Source organism: Mesorhizobium sp. CA16, from assembly GCF_020165175.1.
In the GTDB taxonomy this organism is placed as follows: Bacteria; Pseudomonadota; Alphaproteobacteria; order Rhizobiales; family Rhizobiaceae; genus Mesorhizobium.
Genome location: NZ_JAIUHP010000007.1, coordinates 123,828 through 140,859, shown reverse-complemented (window position 1 = coordinate 140,859; position 17,032 = coordinate 123,828). Strand labels below are relative to the sequence as shown.

At 64.5% G+C, this 17,032-nt stretch carries 10 protein-coding genes; 1 reads left to right on the top strand and 9 read right to left on the bottom strand.

Features of this window, described 5'->3' with window-relative positions:
- Positions 1 to 53: 53 nt before the first annotated feature.
- From LB525_RS12755 to LB525_RS12715, 9 genes are all read right to left on the bottom strand, one after another.
- Positions 54 to 503: an RrF2 family transcriptional regulator gene (locus tag LB525_RS12755; protein WP_040984137.1), complete on the bottom strand. Its 450-nt coding sequence runs from the start codon at positions 501 to 503 to the stop codon at positions 54 to 56.
- A gap of 248 nt (positions 504 to 751) precedes the next feature.
- A complete protein-coding gene (locus LB525_RS12750; protein WP_224544883.1) occupies positions 752 to 1,738 on the bottom strand; it encodes a sulfate ABC transporter substrate-binding protein in 987 nt (328 codons plus the stop codon).
- Positions 1,739 to 1,939: 201 nt separating this feature from the next.
- On the bottom strand, positions 1,940 to 2,980 hold the full coding sequence (locus tag LB525_RS12745) for a sulfate/molybdate ABC transporter ATP-binding protein (protein WP_140839568.1): 1,041 nt from the start codon (positions 2,978 to 2,980) through the stop codon (positions 1,940 to 1,942).
- A gap of 71 nt (positions 2,981 to 3,051) precedes the next feature.
- Complete coding sequence (gene cysW, locus LB525_RS12740; RefSeq protein ID WP_224544882.1) at positions 3,052 to 3,936, bottom strand: sulfate ABC transporter permease subunit CysW; 885 nt, start codon at positions 3,934 to 3,936, stop codon at positions 3,052 to 3,054.
- Positions 3,929 to 4,780, bottom strand: a complete 852-nt coding sequence (cysT, locus tag LB525_RS12735; RefSeq protein ID WP_224544881.1) for a sulfate ABC transporter permease subunit CysT — start codon at positions 4,778 to 4,780, stop codon at positions 3,929 to 3,931. Before cysT ends, cysW begins: the two co-directional genes overlap by 8 nt.
- 90 nt (positions 4,781 to 4,870) lie before the next feature.
- Entirely contained in the window at positions 4,871 to 5,899 is a 1,029-nt protein-coding gene (locus tag LB525_RS12730) for a sulfate ABC transporter substrate-binding protein (RefSeq protein WP_224544880.1), read from the bottom strand.
- 200 nt (positions 5,900 to 6,099) lie between these two features.
- Entirely contained in the window at positions 6,100 to 6,789 is a 690-nt protein-coding gene (locus LB525_RS12725) for a M15 family metallopeptidase (protein WP_224544957.1), read from the bottom strand.
- A gap of 253 nt (positions 6,790 to 7,042) precedes the next feature.
- A complete protein-coding gene (gene pbpC, locus LB525_RS12720; protein ID WP_224544956.1) occupies positions 7,043 to 9,148 on the bottom strand; it encodes a penicillin-binding protein 1C in 2,106 nt (701 codons plus the stop codon).
- A gap of 196 nt (positions 9,149 to 9,344) precedes the next feature.
- A complete protein-coding gene (locus LB525_RS12715) occupies positions 9,345 to 14,825 on the bottom strand; it encodes an alpha-2-macroglobulin family protein (protein WP_224544879.1) in 5,481 nt (1,826 codons plus the stop codon).
- A 277-nt stretch (positions 14,826 to 15,102) separates the two neighbouring features.
- On the opposite strand from LB525_RS12715, the gene LB525_RS12710 reads away from it, so the two are divergent.
- Positions 15,103 to 17,031 carry an autotransporter assembly complex protein TamA gene (locus LB525_RS12710; protein ID WP_224544878.1) on the top strand — a complete coding sequence of 643 codons (1,929 nt, stop codon included), beginning with the start codon at positions 15,103 to 15,105 and terminating at the stop codon, positions 17,029 to 17,031.
- Position 17,032 lies beyond the last annotated feature (1 nt).

Here is a 17,032-nt window from a genome sequence, read left to right as displayed (position 1 = left end):
TGCGTGGAAAGCAGACAAGCAACCGACGGGACTGCCGTCAGGGCCGGGTCGCTTCAAATCTGAGAGGTGAGCTCCGCCGGGAAATCGTCGTTGTCGGCGTCGCGCATAGCGGCGAGGCTGCGGTTGTCGAGCACCTCGGCGATCGCCTGGCGCACTTCCAGCATCATATGGCGGACCTGGCAGGTGGCCTCGTCGCAGTCCTCGCAGCGCTGGTATTGCGTGCGGCTGGCGCAAGGGATCGGCGCCAGCGGCCCGTCGAGCACGCGCACGACATGGCCGATCTTGATCTCGGAAGCGGGACGGGCAAGGCGGTAACCGCCTTCCTTGCCCTTGCGGCTCTGGACGAAACCGGCATTGCGCAATTCGCCCAGGATCGCATCCAGGAATTTCTTCGGGATGTTGTTGGCGACGGCGATGTCGTTGACGAATGCAAGCTGGCCAGCCGGCAGGCCGGAAAGATGCACGAGGGCCTTGAGGCCGTATTTGCCTTTTTTGGTCAGCATGCCCGATTCAGTTCATCAACCCCAATGCGCCTGCATCTGGCGGTTGTTTGTGTGCAAATCATGACAGTTTGACCGCCTGACGCCGCCTGGCCCAATAATTCGCACCACAGCTTAGGCACAAACGCGTTGATTCTTCGTAACGTTTTTCACATTGGGGGTTGGGATTTCCCCGCGAACTCATGCAGCCCCGCTTACATGAAGAAAGCCGGCAAAGCCGGCTTTCTTGCTCTTTCTGATTGCGGAGCTTTTCAACGGCTGCCGTAGGCCTGATCGAGCAGCCCGCCGGCGGCGAAATGCTCCTTCTGCACCTTGTCCCAGCCGCCAAAGACGTCCTCCACGGTCAGCAACCGGACATCCGGGAAATCCGCCTTGTGCTTGGCGGAGACCGTCGCGTCGCGGACCCGCAGGCCGTTCCCGGCGGCGATCTCCTGGCCCTCGGGCGTATAGAGGAAGTCGAGATAGGTCTTGGCGAGATCGCGGCTGCCATGCTCGTCGGCAACCTTGTCGACGACCGCTACGGGGAACTCGGCCAGCAGGCTGACCGAAGGCGTGACCTGCTCGAACTTGTCGTCGCCATACTCCTTGCGAATACCGCGCGTCTCCGACTCGAAAGTGATCAGCACGTCGCCGATTTCGCGCTGAACGAAAGTTGTGGTGGCGGCGCGGCCGCCGGTGTCGAAGATCGGCACGTTGCTGAAGAGCTTGGTGATGAACTCCTTCACCTTGGCGTCGTCGCCCTTGAAGGCTTCCTTGGCGTAGGCGGTGGCGGCGAGATAGGTGTAGCGCGCATTGCCTGATGTCTTCGGGTTCGGGAAGATCACCTGCACGTCGTCGCGCACCAGATCGTTCCAGTCCTTGATATGCTTGGGATTGCCGGCGCGCACCAGGAAGGACGGCAGCGAATAGAAGGGCGAGGCGTTGTCCGGGAAATCCTTCTGCCAGTCGGCCGAGACGAGGCCCTTCTTGACCAGGAAGTCGACATCGGTGACCTGGTTGAAGGTGACGACATCGGCGCCAAGGCCTTCGGCGATCGCGCGCGCCTGCGCCGAGGTGCCGGCGTGCGATTGGTCGATCGCGATGCCGGGGTGCTTGGCGATGAAGGCCTTGTTGATGTCGGCGAACAACTCGCGGCCGACATCATAGGATGCATTCAAAAGCTTGTCGGCCGACCAGGCTTGGGAGGATGCGAGGACGAGACCGGCAACAGCCGCGATGCCGAGCAACAGACGCTTCATGAAAACGGGCTCCTTGGAAATAAGATCGAAGCTAAGGCGCTACCCTAGTCGTGAAAGCCTGGTGCGAGGAGGCACGGGCTCCGGAAGGCGTGCGATGCTCTGGAAAATATATCGCCAAAACAATCCTTTTCTAGGATCTTCTTCCAAGCAAATTCGTAGATGGCGCCAGGCTCGGGCGCTGGCGTCGGGGTGAAAGTCAGCTCAGGAAGCCGGAAAAAGCTTCCAGCGTCGCGGCCTGAAAGCCACCCGGCTCTTCTGCGCCGCGGGATGGTCGACCGGCAGCTCGATCTCGACGCGCTGGCGCTCACCACCGATCTCGAGCTCGACGCGCCTGGTGCCGGCGACGCGGCGGCTGGCGGCAACCGTGCCGGCGATGCAGCCGCTGCAGCCGTCGACCAGGTCGACGTCATGCGGACGGAAGTGGAGGACTGCCTCGCCGGACGGCGCGTGCGGCGCCGAGAGCCCGATCGGCCGGTCGGCGATCCACACCTCGCCGTTCTCGACCTTGACCGGCAGCGAGCTCGACTCGCCGATGAAGGAGTAGACGAAGGGCGAGTTCGGTGTGTCGTAGATATCGTCGGCGGTGCCGACCTGCTCGATGCGGCCCTGGCTCATGACCACGACGCGGTCGGCGAGCTCCAGCGCTTCTTCCTGGTCATGCGTGACGAAGACGGTCGTGTGGCCGGTGCGGTCGTGGATCTCGCGCAGCCAGCGGCGCAGCTCGCGGCGAACCTGCGCGTCGAGCGCGCCGAACGGTTCGTCGAGCAGAAGCACCTTGGGCTCGATCGCCATGGCGCGGGCGAGCGCGACGCGCTGGCGCTGGCCGCCTGAAAGCTGAGCGGGGTAGCGTTTCTCCAGTCCCGACAGCTGGACGAGATCGAGCAGTTCCAGGGCCCGGCGGCGGATTTCCTGCCCCGACGGCCTTGCGGCGCCGTGCCGGACCTTCAGGCCGAAGCCGATGTTGTCGGCAACCGTCATGTGGCGGAACAGCGCGTAATGCTGGAAGACGAAGCCGACATTGCGCTCCTGGATCGACTTCTGCGAGGCGTCCTCGTCGCCGAAGAAGATCGCGCCCTTGGTCGGCCGTTCCAGGCCGGCGATGAGCCGAAGCAGAGTCGTCTTGCCGGAGCCGGACGGCCCGAGCAGCGCGATGAGCTCGCCAGACCTGATGTCGAGCGATACGTCGTGGAGCGCTGGAAACCGCTCGAACTCCTTGCGCACGTTGACGACGCGAACTTCCATGCAAATCCCTCGGTTCGTTGATGCTGTCGGTGTTCCCAAACTGCCAGGCACTCTCGGGCGACAGGTAGTGTTCAGTGTCCGCGTGTCGCGGCAAGCTCGGCGCCGTAGCGCATCTCCAAAAGCGTTTTCAAGACCAGCGTCACCAGCGCCAGGCCGGCCAGCAGCGAAGCGACGGCAAAGGCCCCGACGGCGTTGTATTCGTTATAAAGGATCTCGACATGCAGCGGCATGGTGTTGGTGAGGCCGCGTATGTGGCCCGAAACCACTGAGACCGCGCCGAACTCGCCCATAGCGCGCGCATTGCACAGAAGCACGCCATAGAGCAGTCCCCATTTGACGTTGGGCAGCGTCACATACCAGAAGGCCTGCCAGCCGCTGGCGCCCAGCGAAAGCGCCGCCTCCTCGTCGCCATTGCCCTGTTCCTGCATCAGCGGGATGAGCTCGCGGGCGACGAAGGGGAAGGTGACGAAGATGGTGGCCAGCACGATGCCGGGCACGGCGAAGAGGATGACGATGCCATGCGCCTTCAACCAGGCGCCGAGCAGCCCCTGCGCGCCGAAGAGCAGCACATAGACCAGGCCGGAGATGACCGGCGAGACCGAGAAGGGCAGGTCGATCAGCGTGGTCAGGAACGCCTTGCCCTTGAATTCGAACTTGGCGATGGCCCAGGCGGCAGAGATGCCGAAGACGACGTTGAGCGGCACCGAGATCGCCGCCACAAGCAATGTCAGACGGATGGCGGAGCGCGTATCGGGGCTGGAAAGGGCTTCCGTGTAGGCGCCGATGCCTTTGGCAAGCGCCTCATGAAAGACGACGATCAGCGGCAAAAGCAGGAAGACTGCAAGGAAGGCGAAGGCGATGGCCATCAGCACGGCCTTGACGGGCCGGCTTTCGGTCACCGCGGCCGACTGGCTCTCGTGATGCGGCTCGTAGGATTTGATCTCGGGATCAGCCATAGCGCTTGCGGCTCCATGTCTGGACGAGATTGACCACCAAAAGCATCACGAAGGACAGGGCCAGCATGATCGCGGCGATCGCGGTCGCCGCCTCGTAATTGTATTCCTCGAGCCTGATCACGATGAGAAGCGGCGCGATCTCGGACTTGAAGGGCAGGTTGCCGGCGATGAAGATGACCGAGCCGTATTCGCCGACGCCGCGCGCGAAGGCGAGCGAAAAGCCGGTGATGATCGCCGGCGCCAGGCCTGGGAAAAGCACCCGGGTGATGATCTGGAAACGGCTGGCGCCGAGCGTGGCGGCTGCTTCCTCGACCTCCTTGTCGATCTCTTCCATGATCGGCTGGACGGTGCGCACGACGAAGGGCAGGCCGATAAACACCAGCGCGACGACGATGCCGAGCGGCGTGTAGGCGACCTTGATGCCGAGCGGCATCAAAAGCTGGCCGATCCAGCCGTTCGGTGCATAGAGCGTGGTGAGCGCGATGCCGGCGACGGCCGTTGGCAGGGCGAAGGGCAGGTCGACCATCGCGTCGGCGATGCGGCGTCCAGGGAAGCGGTAGCGGACCAGCACCCAGGCGACGATGGTGCCGAACACGACGTTGACGACAGCCGCCAGGAAGGCGGTGCCGAAGCTTATCTTCAGCGCGTTGAGGGTGCGTCGGTCGACGGCGATCGCCCAGAAATCGGCCCAGCCGAGCGCTGCCGAGCGCCAGACCAGCCCCGAAAGCGGGATGAGGATGATGAGCGTGAGGTAGGCAAGCGAGAAGCCGAGCGTCAGTCCGAAACCCGGAATGACACTCGGCTGCTTGAATCGCCACCCCGCCTTGGCGGGTGCTGTGGTCATGCTGTCCTGGATCGTCCTTTTATTCAAACCGGAATGGCTCCGCGCAGTAGCATTCGGCCGGGACGCCCGTGAGGCTCCGGCCGTCTGTCCTCACTGCGCCGGTTTGTAGATCTGGTCGAATATACCACCGTCGCCGAAATGGTAAGGCTGCGCTTTCTTCCAACCGCCGAATTGCGGGTCGTCGATGGTGACCAGCTTGATTGCCGGCAGCTTGGCAAGGTCCTCGGCCGGCACCAGGTCGGGCTTGGCCGGGCGATAGTGGTTCTTGGCGATAACGGTCTGCGCTTCCTTGGAATAGAGCCAGCCCAGATAGGCCTCCGCGACCTTGCGCGTGCCCTTGGCGTCGACATTGGCGTCGACGACCGCGACCGGCGGCTCGGCCAGGATCGAGGTCGGCGGGTAGACGATGTCGAAATTGTCGGCGCCGAATTCGTCGAGCGCGAGATAGGCTTCATTCTCCCAGGCGATCAGCACGTCGCCCAGGCCCTTCTGCGCGAAGGTCACCGTCGAGCCACGCGCGCCGGTATCGAGGACCGGGACGTTCGCATAGAGCTTGCCGACGAACTCCTTGGTCTTGGCTTCATCGTTGCCGTCATTGGCGTTTGCGTAGGCCCAGGCGGCAAGATAGTTCCAGCGGGCGCCGCCGGACGTCTTCGGGTTCGGCGTGATCACCTGGACGCCGTCCTTCACCAGATCGCTCCAGTCGTGGATGCCCTTGGGATTGCCCTTGCGCACCAGGAAGATGATGGTCGAGGTGTAAGGTGCCGAGTTGTTCTCGAACTTCGTGCGCCAGTCCGGGTTGATCTTCTTCGTCTTCGAGGCGATGGCGTTGATGTCGCCTTCGAGCGCCAGCGTGACGACGTCGGCGTCGAGGCCGTCGATCACCGCCCGGGCCTGCGCGCCGGAACCGCCATGCGACTGCTGGATGGTGACGGTTTCGCCGGTCTCAGCCTTCCAGTGCGCGGCGAACGCCTCGTCATAGGCTTTATAGAGCTCACGTGTCGGGTCATAGGACACATTCAGAATGGTCGTGTCGGCAAACGCGAAACCGAGCGTGCCGAACTGGACAGACGCGGCGACCAGCGCGCCGAGCAGTTTCCTGAAATGAGGTTTGGTCATTCCGGCCTCCGTTGAACGCACGAACTCTACCGAGTTTATAGAATTTAGATGCATTAAATGTTGCCTTTTTCATCTCCTCGAAGCAATTTTTCGCCGAGCTTAGGCCGGTTGAGGAAATAACTTCCTCAGCCAGCGGCCGCAGGGCTTCATCCGCCGGCCCTAATTAGAAGCGGTCAGGGTGATGACAACCCCAGGGCGCCTCAATTGGCGTTAACCGGGAAATCGAAGCGCTGTTTTGGGAAAGGCTCTTTGGCCAGGGTGAAGTGCCACCATTCGCGCGCATAGTTGCGAAAGCCGGCGGCGCGCATTGCGATCAGCAGCGTCTTGCGGTTTGCGGTGGCTTCGGCGTCGATCAAGGCGCTGGCGGTTTCGCTCTTTGGGTCAAAGCAGTCGAAACCGGTGCCGAAGTCGAGCGTGTCGCCGTCCGGCGCACCGCAGGCCGGATGAACCGCGCTTTTATTGCCGGGCTCGGCGATGGCAAGGTCCACCGTCGAACCTCGAGAATGGCTGGAGAACTCGCCGATATAGCCTTTGGCGATGAGATCGCCACGCTCGGCGGTCGGATACCATTGCGGGTCAGGCCGGCCGCCTTCTCTTGTCCACCTGCCCATATCGGCAACCGCTCGCGCGGGGCGGTAGCAGTCGAAGACGACCAGCGTCAGGCCTCTGGCGGTCATGGCTTTCTGGACGCTGGAGAGCGCCTTCGCGGCCTGCGCGGTCAGGATGCAGACCGGCGCCTCATAGCCATCGGCTTTGCGGTGCAGGAAGTTTTCCAGGCCGGCGTAGCGGATTTCCTGGCGAATGGTCGGGTCGATGTCGGCCAGCCTGACGAAGCCGGCGGGGAGGGGATCGGCGGCAGCGGGGGAGGTTGCTGGAAGGAGAGCCAGCATTGCGAGGAATGCAGCCGCTGACTGCGAACGTCGGTGCGAGGCACCCCCCTCTGGCCTGCCGGCCATCTCCCCCGCAAGGGGGGAGATTATTGGCTTCGCTGCCTTCGCTATCCTCCGACGTTGGAAAGATGGGCGCAGCGCTGAAACTGCCAATCTCCCCCCTTGCGGGGGAGATGCCCGGTAGGGCAGAGGGGGGTGCCTCGCGCCGTACATTAGGCAAAAAAGCGCAATCCCCTGAATCGTTTGCCGCATCCTATTCAACGAAAACCTTCACGCTTGCCGCTCGGCCCACAGCGTCGATCACCGTCAGCGTCGAATAGCCGGTGCCGTCGGGTTGCCAGGTCGCGGTGCGGCGGCGGTCGATGCCGGCGAGTGGCTTGCCGTTGGCGAGCCAGCGGAACGGCGCCCGGCCGCCCTGTAGCTTCAGCACCAGCGGTGTGGCATCGGCCGAATTGGTGCCGAGGTCGACGCGGGCGCCGTTGGGCGGGAAGATGATGGTCGGCGCCGGCTCGGTGGCGGTGGCCTGCACCAGACCGTCGGCGCCGGCGCCGAAGCGGGCGAGCGTCACCGGCAATTCCTCGCGCTTGGGGTTGAAGACGCCCGGCGGCCGGCCGGGCAGCGGCACGCCGGCAAGGCCGGAACGGACGAAGCCTTCGAACAGGATGGGTGCTGCCGAGACATAGCCCGACAGGCCAGGGACAGGGCTGGCATCGGCGCGGCCGACCCACACACCCAGCACGTAGCGGCCGTCGAAGCCGACGGACCAGGCATCGCGATAGCCGTAAGAGGTGCCGGTCTTGTAGGCGATGCCGCGCTGCATGGCGCCTTCCGGCGGCTTCACGCCGGACAGGATGTCGTTGATCTGCCAGGCCGCCTGGTCTTCGAGGATGGTGGCGGTGGTGCGCTCGGCGTCGGCCGGCTCGGTGCCGTCACGCAGCGTATGCATCTTGCCGCCATTGGCCAGCCCCGTATAGAGCTGCACCAGGTCGCGCAAGGTCACGCCGACGCCGCCAAGTCCGATCGCCAGGCCCGGCGCTTCGTTGACCGGCAGGATCGGGTTGACGCCCGCCTGGCGGAAGCGCGCGGTGAGCCGCGCGGGGCCGACAGCGTCGAGCACGCGGATCGCCGGCACATTGAGCGACAATTGCAGCGCCTGGCGGATCGAGACGTCGCCCTGGTAGCCCATGTCGAAATTCTTCGGACGGTAGCCGCCGAAATCGGCCGGACTGTCCTCGATGATCATCTCCTGCGCCACCAGCCCCTGCTCGAAGGCCAGCCCATAGATGAAGGGCTTGAGCGTCGAGCCGGGGGAGCGCACCACCTTGGTCATGTCGATCCAGCCGGAGCGGCTGGCATCAAAGAAATCGGCCGAGCCGACCTCGCCCAGAATGTCGCCGGTGCGCGCATCGGCCATGACCATGGCGACGGAAAGCTTCGGCCCGAGCTTCCTGGCGGCATCTCGTGCCACCTGTTCCAGCCCCTGCTGCACGCTTTTGCGGATGGTGAGCTGCAGCGGCTTGCCTGGCACGGCCCTGGGCAGCATGGCATAGGAAGCATGCGCGGCCAGCGCCGGCAGTTTTCTGCGCAGGCCGGAGACGTCGTCCAGCGCGGCGCGCGCGGCTTCGCGTTCGCCGAGCAGGCCGGCCGAGACCATACGGGTGAGCACGCGGTCGCGCGCGGCATGAGCAATGCCGAGATTGCGGTCGGGCCGGCGCTTCTCCGGCAATTGCGGCAGCGCGACGAGCAGGGCGGCTTCCGAAACCGTAAGCCGCTTCGGCTCCTTGCCGAAATAGGCGAGCGATGCGGCGCGCACGCCTTCGAGATTGCCGCCATAAGGCGCCAGCGTCAGATAGCGCTCGAGGATTTCCTGCTTGGTGAGCCGCCGTTCGATCTGGATGGCGCGCAGCATCTGCTTGATCTTGGAGCCGAGGCTGCGGCTGTCGCGCGGCTCGATCAGCCTTGCAAGCTGCATCGACAAGGTCGAGCCGCCGGACACGATATGGCCGCTGGTGACGAGCTGGCCGGCGGCACGGCAAAGCGCTAGGACATCGACGCCGCGGTGATCCCAGAAGCGCTTGTCTTCGTAAGTCACCAGCATATCGACGAATTGCCTGTCGACCTGGTCGAGGCGGGTTTCGAGCCGCCAGTAGCCGTCGGGCGTGGCGAAGGCGCGCAGCAGCTGACCGTCGCGGTCCTGCACCTCCGTCGAGACGGTCAGCTTTGCCGGCAGCGGCGGCGGGAAAGCGCGGTCGAGCTCCCAGAACGCGGCGACGGAAAGCGCTGCCAAGCCGGCTAGAGAAATCCCGGCGATGGCTGTTCGACGCAGGAATTTCCTCGAGAGCATGGCGCTGCCCCTCATTGCCCTGCCGGGCATTTCTCCCCGTATAGTGACGGGGAGAAAGGGGCCTGCGCAGAGGCTTTCGCCAATTTCCAACGCTGCAGGAAAGTGGCCAACAATCGTGACGGTCCCCTTCTCCCCGTCACTGCAGGGGGAGAAGGTGCCGGCAGGCGGATGAGGGGCAGCGCCATCGTCCGGTCCATATTTCCTCGGCTCCTTACTCGGCCTTCACCTCCATCACGCCGGTGGCGGTGCGGGCCGAGTATTGCGGCCGGTACATGTCCTCCACCGTCGCCGCCGGATGGGCGTAGGTGCCCGGCGTCACGGCGCGCACGACATAGGCCAGCGTGATGTTGCGGTCGCCGTCACCTTCGTTCGGATTGAAAGCGGCGACGAAGCGGTCGTTGCGGAACTCCAGATGTGCGGCGTCGGTTTGCGCCAGCCAGGAGAAGTTCGACAATTGCGCGCTGGAAACCAGGCTCGGATTGTCGATCTCGAAGCCGGCCGGCAACAGGTCGGTGATCAGGAGCCGCGACGGCCATTTGTTCTGCTCATAGACCTTGAGCACGACCACGTAGCGTTCGTTCTGCTTGGCCTCGGTGACGTTGGCCTCGGTGCCGTCGAGCTTGTAATAAGTGCGCGCGATGGTGAAACCGTCGCCGCCGGACGGCAGCGGCTCGACCGGCGCGGCAACCGCGGTCACCACCGCCTGCAGCGGCGTCGCGCCGGTGTTGGCGATGGTGAGGGGGCTGTCGACAAGCTCGCTGCCGGCGACCTGGTCTGAATAGCCGCCCGAATGCGGCGCGCCGTTGACGGAAAGCGTGATGGAATCATTGCCTTCCTTCAGCGCCCGCGCGGCCAGCAGCATCCAGGATTCGTCCTGCGTGCTCGTCCAGCGGGCGTCCGCGCGTGCCACGCCCACCAGCTTGATCAGCTGCGGCATGATGCTCGGCACCGGCTTCGATTCCGCCGCCAACGCCAGCATCGCCGCGCCGTCACGCAGCCGCGAGCCGTAGTCCGAGCGGTAGTAGTCGTAGTCGGTTTCCGACTTCGCCAGCCTGAGCGCCGTCTGGAAGGTGGCTTCCGAACGCTGCGCATCGCCATAGAGCGCCAGGCTTGCCGCCAACTGGGCGACGGCCATCGGGCTGGAGAAGGCTTCGAGCTGCGTGTCGGCATAATAGCGCAGGTCGCCGATCGAGGCCTTCTTGTTGCGGGCGAGCACGTAGAGCGCATAGGCGATCTCGCTGCCCTTGTCCTGGACGTCCTGGTCGTAGCCGAGTGCGTTCTGCAGGTTGTTGAGCGCCTGGTTCATGGCCAGCGCCGGTACATCGTACTTCTGCTCACGCGCCCGGGTCAGGAACTCCGTGACATAGGCGTCGAGCCACAGATCGCCGGAGCCGGGGCCCCAGAGGCCGAAGCTGCCGCTTGCCGCCTGGTAGGACAGCACCTTGTAGATGGCGTCCTGGATGCGGCCATGCAGGTCCGGATCGCTCTCCATGCCGATGCTCTTGGCCATGTCGTTGACATAGAGCAGCGGCATGGCGCGGCTGGTGGTCTGCTCGGCGCAGCCATAGGGGTAGCGGTCGAGCGACATCAGAAGCGACGGCACATCGAGCGCGGACGACTGCGAGACGCCGACGCTGACCGAAGCGCCGTCGAGCACGCTTGCGGCAAGCAGTTCCTTGTCCACGCGCAGCGAGCCGCCATTGGGCTTGAGGTCGACAACCATGCGGTTGGTGACCGGAAGCTGCGCCGGGCGCACCGGCAGATAGAGCGTCTGCTCGACTTCCGTGCCATCGGCATGCGCGAGCTTGACTGTGACCGAGGCGTCGCCCGCGGTCTTGGCGACCAGCGGGAAGCTGAGCGACTGCCGCTTGCCCTGGGCGAGCGTCAACTTCTCGGGCAGTGGCTTGTCGCCGGTCGACAGGTCGCCGGTCGTGGTGACCGAAAGTGCATAGTCGCCGGCCGGGCCGTCGGTGTCGGCGATGTCGAGGCGCATGGTCGCCGCATCGCCCGGCGCCATGAAGCGCGGCAGGCCGGCGGTGATCACCACCGGATCGCGCACGATGACGTCGGTCTGGGCATGGCCGACCGCATCCTTGGTCCAGGCGACGGCCATGATGCGCACGGTTCCGTTGAACTGCGGGATGTCGAAATCGACCCGGGCCTTGCCATTGGCATCGAGTTCGACCGGGCCGGAGAAGAAGGCGACCAGCTTTTCCGTCGGCGGGCTGCCCTGCGCCTGCATGTTCGCCCCATCACCGCCGGTGCGTATCTTGCCCATGGCGCCGAGCGAGCCATCGATCAGGCGTCCGTAGAGATCGCGGATCTCCAGCCCCAGCATGCGCTGGCCGAAGAACCAGTCCTCCGGATCTGGCGCCTTGTAGTTGGTGAGGTTGAGGATGCCGACGTCGACGGCAGCCACCATCACATAGGCATTGCTGCCCGCCTGGGCGCCGCTGACGGCGACCGGGATCGACAGCTGCTGGCGTGGCACGGTTTTTTCCGGTGGCGTCAGGCTGACCGCGAGCTTCTTCGAGCCCGGATCGACCGACAGCCATTGGATGCCGATGGCGCGGGCCGGCATGCGCGATTCCTGCGCGTCGCCGGGCCGGAACAAGGTCGCCGTGACATAGGCGCCGGCGCCCCAGTCGTCGCCGACGGGGATGTCGACCGTGCTGCCGCCGGCCGGCACCGAAGCGGTGACGGTCTTCAGCAGCTTTTCGGCACCGATGGTGACGAGAAGCTCGCCGGCAAAATGCGGCGAGACCTTCAGCTTGGCGACTTCGCCGGCGGCGTAAGAATCCTTGTCCAGCGCGATCTCCAGGCCATCGGGCGTCTCGGTGGTGGTGGAGGCGACGTACCAGCCGGCATCGAACTCATAGCTGGTCGCCGGACCGTCGGGATCGGCCGTCTCGACCTCCAGCCGGTAACGGCCCCAGTCGACGGGCAGCGACACGGTCGCCTCGCCATTCGCCTTCAGGTCGACCGCGCCGTTGGCGACGGCCTTGGTGAGGCTGACCGCCTCGTAGTTCCAGGAATTGTTGGAACGGTACCATTGATAGTTGCGCTCGACCTTGACCAGCGACCACTGCGCGCCCTTCAGGTCTTCGCGCTTGCCGTTCGGGTCGACGGCAATGATGCTGAACTTGGCGGTGCCGCCCTGCGGCACCTCATCGCCCTCGAAATCCGGGCGGATGCCGATGACGTCGCGCTGCGGGCGAACGCCGATGTCGAGCGAGCGCTCGACGGCGCGGCCGCCGGCCTCGCGCATGCGCACGGTGACCTTGGCGTTGACCAGCTTGGTGGTCGACGGCAACTGGTCGATCGTCACCGGGAAAGTCGCCTTGCCGTCATCGCCGGCCACCGGAAGGTTGGCGAGAGGCGTCACTGTCGGCTCGCCCGACTGCTCGTCGGCCAGGCCGAAGGTGAAATCCTTGAAGCTGTCCCAGGTGCTTGTGGTCGACAGCGTCAGCTCGCCTTCAAGCGCAAGGCCCGCGGCCGGCGCGCCATAGAGAAAGCGGCCGTCGACGGTAGCGTTGGCGGTCTCGCCCTGGGCGATCTCCTTCTTGTCGGCGGTCAGGTCGAATTCGATGCGGTCCGGCACGAAATCCTCGACCAGGAACATCTGGCTGGCGACCGGCGACTGCTTGGGGTCGGTGTAGATAGACACCGTCCAGGTGCCGCGCATGGCGTTGGCCTCGAGCGGCAGGTCGACGGCGTGGCCGCCGGCGGACTCGCCATTGCTGATTATGCGGCGGTTCTCGACCCCGTCTGGACGTGTGAAGATGAAGGTCAGCGGCAGGTTCTCGACCGCTTTTGCCGCGCCGTCGCGGGCGAGGGCCGCGACGTGAACGTCCTCGCCGGCGCGGTATATGCCGCGCTCCGTCCAGGCATAAACGTCGAGGGCGCCTGGCGAGGCGCGCCCCTCGACGCCGCGATCCGACAGGTCGAAGCCGGCCTTGCCCATGTCGAGGAAGACGAAGTCGTTGTCGCCCTGCTTGGCCATCAGCACGGCCGGCACCATGCCGTTCTCGCCGCGGGTGAGGCCCGGATTGAAGACGGCGTGACCCTCGGCGTCGGTCGTCGCCGTGCCGAGAATCTCGTTGTTCCTGGCAAGCAGCGTCAATTCGGCGCCGGAGATCGGCTTGGCCGAGCCCAGCGAACGGGCAAAGACGTTGAGGCCGTCCTGGCCGGTATAGGTGGAAAGGCCGATATCGGAGACGACGAACCACTGCGTGGCGCGTGAGCCATAGTCGTCGCTCTTGTCGTCGACCGGCTGCGCGGTCAGCACATAGACGCCGGGTTTGCGCTGCGGGATCGCCTCATCCACAGGGAACGAAGTGGTAACCTCCTTATTGAGATCATTGGCGATTTCGAGCGTGCCCGACCAGACGGGCGAGCCCATTTGGTCGGAAATGGTGGAAATGTCATAGCCGTCGAGCTGATGCAGGAACTGATAACCGGACAGGAGCTGCGCCAGCGAACGATCGCCGATGCGGTGGAGCGTCATCTTGGCGGCGTTCATGTTGACAGTGACGACCGGGATGCCGCGGCGCGCCCCGGCCGGCAGCACGAAGCTGTCGCCGGTGAAGCGGGCGGAGGGAGCGCGGTCCTGGACGTAGATCGACAGCACGACGGGCGCGGCGATCGTCTCGCCGATCGCCGACGGCAGGCCGGCGCGGAAGGTCACGTCATAATGCTGGCCGTGTTCCAGGCCTTCGACGCAGATCTGCTTGTCCTTGGCCTCGACGGCCTTGGGCGCGGCGTTGTCGACCGTCACGAATTGCGAATAATCGACCCCGGTCTTGACCAGTTCCTCGGAAAACTGGGCGCAGATGCGCGGCGAGGAGGAATCGGCGTCGACGGTGTGCTCGACGACGCGAAAACCCTTGCGCGCCTTGAGATCGGCATAGTCGGCCTGGACGGCAGGCGAGCTCACCAGCGCAAGGCTCGCCTCATAGGCCTGCAGCGAGGGCCGGTAGAGGTCGCGCTTGTCGAGGCCGGCGCCAAGCAGCGCCAGCGCCTCGGCACGGGTCTTTGCCGTGCGCACCAGCTTGTAGGCGTTGAAGGCCGCCGAGGTGACATTCATCGGCAAAGTCGAAGGTTCAGTGGTGTTCGACGCCGGCTGCACGGCGAGCGTCTCGCGCGCCAGCGCCAGCCACAGCGCGCCGTCATCGGGCAGCACCGAGACCGCGGCCTGGTATTTCTGCATGGCAAGACGATGGTCGCCGGTAAGCGATGCCTGCTCGGCGGCGGCCTGCAGGGCGGCAAGCCCTTCGGTCGGCTTGTCATAGGCCGGATCGGTCAGCTTGTTGCGGAACTGCTGGGCCTGGTCGGCCATCCAGTTGGGGAAGAAGGCCAGTGCCGGCGGAGCGCCGATATCGGGATCGCCGTCGACATTGGCGACCTTGCCGGCGACTGCGCCGGTGAAGGATTTCAACTGGTTATAGTCGGATTTGAGAAAACACCATTTGGCCTTGGTGTTGTAGGTGAAGGCGCGGCAGGCCGGATCGCCGAGACATGCGGTCTTGCACTGGTCGAGGCTGACATTCTGCTCCGACCTCAGGTCGAAGCCGAAATAGTCGGAATTATCGGTCGTCACGATTCGCCGGGCTTCTGCCGCAAAGGCCGCTCCGCCCAGGGCGAAAAAGATGAGAAGAAGCAAAGAGAGACCACGAGCCGCGCGCATTGCCATACCACCCTCCAGACATCGCCAGCGTCCGGGCATGATCAAGCTTCGTGCAGGCTTGTCAACGCCGGAGCGCCGCAGGTTTATCACCCGCGAACGGTTTCCATGCCGGCCAAAGGCCGGTATTTCGACAGAACCTCTGTGAGACGGATCACACATTCTTGCGAAAATGCAAAAGGTGTGAATTCCAAGCCCGGTCTATTTCAGACAATTGGATTGTGGCCCCTTTACGAACGTTGCGGAACTTCATTCCAATTTTAGTTTTGTCGACTAGGTTGTCTTAATGCCGGCGCATGAAACGCAGATGTCAAAGGGGATCGCGCCAGGGCGCGGGCTCCCGCGCGCCCTGCTTTTCGCGCTCGTCTGCTCGGCCGTGCTGACCGCAGAGGTGCGGCAGGCGGCGGCTTTCGAGATTTTCGGCATCAAGCTTTGGGGCTCGTCCAAGGACGAAGATGCCGACATCGTCGATCCGCTGCGCTACTCGGTGACGATCAATGCGCCTGATGCCGACAAGGATCTGATCAAGAGGCTCGAAAACGCCTCGGCGCTGAAAAATGACCAGGATCATCCGGTGTCGGGGTCGCTCGGCCTGATGGCCAAGGCACGCGGCGACCGCGAACAGCTCGTCGCCGCCCTCTACGCCGATGCCCGCTACGAAGGCGTGGTCACCATCACGATCGAGGGCAAGTCGATCGACGAATTGCCGCCGGATGCCGAGTTCAAAGGGCCACAGCCCATCCCGGTGGTCATAACGGTTTCCCCCGGGGCGAAATTCACGCTTGGCAACATCCGGCTGAAGGGCGATGCGGCCGGGTTGGCGGCAGCCGATTTCGGCCTGATCGCCGGCGGCGATGCCGGTTCAGGCGCGGTGCTCAAGGCTGAACTGCTGATCGTGCGGGCGCTGAAGGAAGAGGGCAGGCCGCTTGCCAAGGTCACGAACCGCGAGATCGTCGCCGAGCACACCAGCTCGACGCTGGACGTGACGTTGACGGTGGCCGCCGGCCCGGTCGCCGGCTATGGCGCCACGACGGTCGAGGGCACGGAAAAGGTCGATCGCGACTTCACCGAATACATGACCGGGCTGAAACGGGGCCAGCAATATTCGCCGCAGGAGATCGACGATGCGCGCGACCGGCTGCTCGGGCTCGAGGTCTTCAACAGCGTGACGATCAAGGAAGGCGACAGGCTCGACGCCAACGGCAACATTCCGATCGGCGTCCAGGTGAGCGAGCGCAAGCCGCGCTATTTCGGCGTCGGCGGCAGCTTCTCGAATACCGAAGGCCTGGGGCTCGAAGGCTATTGGGGCCATCGCAACCTGTTCGGCCAGGCGGAGAAGCTGCGCATCGACGGGTCGATCAGCGGCATCGGCAGCAACAGCCTTTCCGCGCTCAACTACAATGCCGGCGTCATGTTCGAGAAGCCGGGGGTGCTCGGGCCGACGTCGAAGTTCTTCACCGGCATCAAGACGGTGTTCGAACACCCCGATGCCTATGACCATTTCTCGGTCAAGGGCGATGTTGGCGTCTCCTATGACCTCGACAAGAAGCAGCGGGTGTCGGCCGAGTTCGACCTCGATTATTCGAGGATCACCGACGCTTTCGGCAAGCATACCTATCTGATCGCCAGCGTGCCGCTGCAATATGTTTATGACAGCCGCGACAACAAGCTGAACCCGACCAGAGGCTTCCGCTTCTTAGCCTATGCCGAGCCAAGCTACGACATATTGAATGGCGCAACCTTCCTGAAGCTGAAGGGCGAGGGCTACACCTACCAGTCGCTCGACACGGCAAGCCGGTTCGTGCTCGCCGAGCGCGCGACGCTCGGCTCGATCGTCGGCACCGGGCTGCAGAACGTGCCGGCCGACAGGCGCTTCTATTCCGGCGGCGGCGGTTCGGTGCGCGGCTATGCATATCAGGGCATCGGCCCGAAAGACATTGACGGCCAGCCGATCGGCGGCCTCTCCTTCTTCGAGACCTCGGTCGAGATGCGCATCGGCATCACCGACACGATCGGCATCGTGCCCTTCGTCGATGCCGGCACGGTCTCGACCAAATCCTTCCCCGATTTCTCGAATGTGAAGGTCGGCGCCGGCGTGGGCCTGCGCTATATTACTCCCTTCGGGCCGTTGCGCATCGACGCTGCCGTGCCGCTCAACCGCGATCCGGGCGATCCGCATTTCGGCATTTATGCCGGCATCGGCCAGGCGTTCTGAC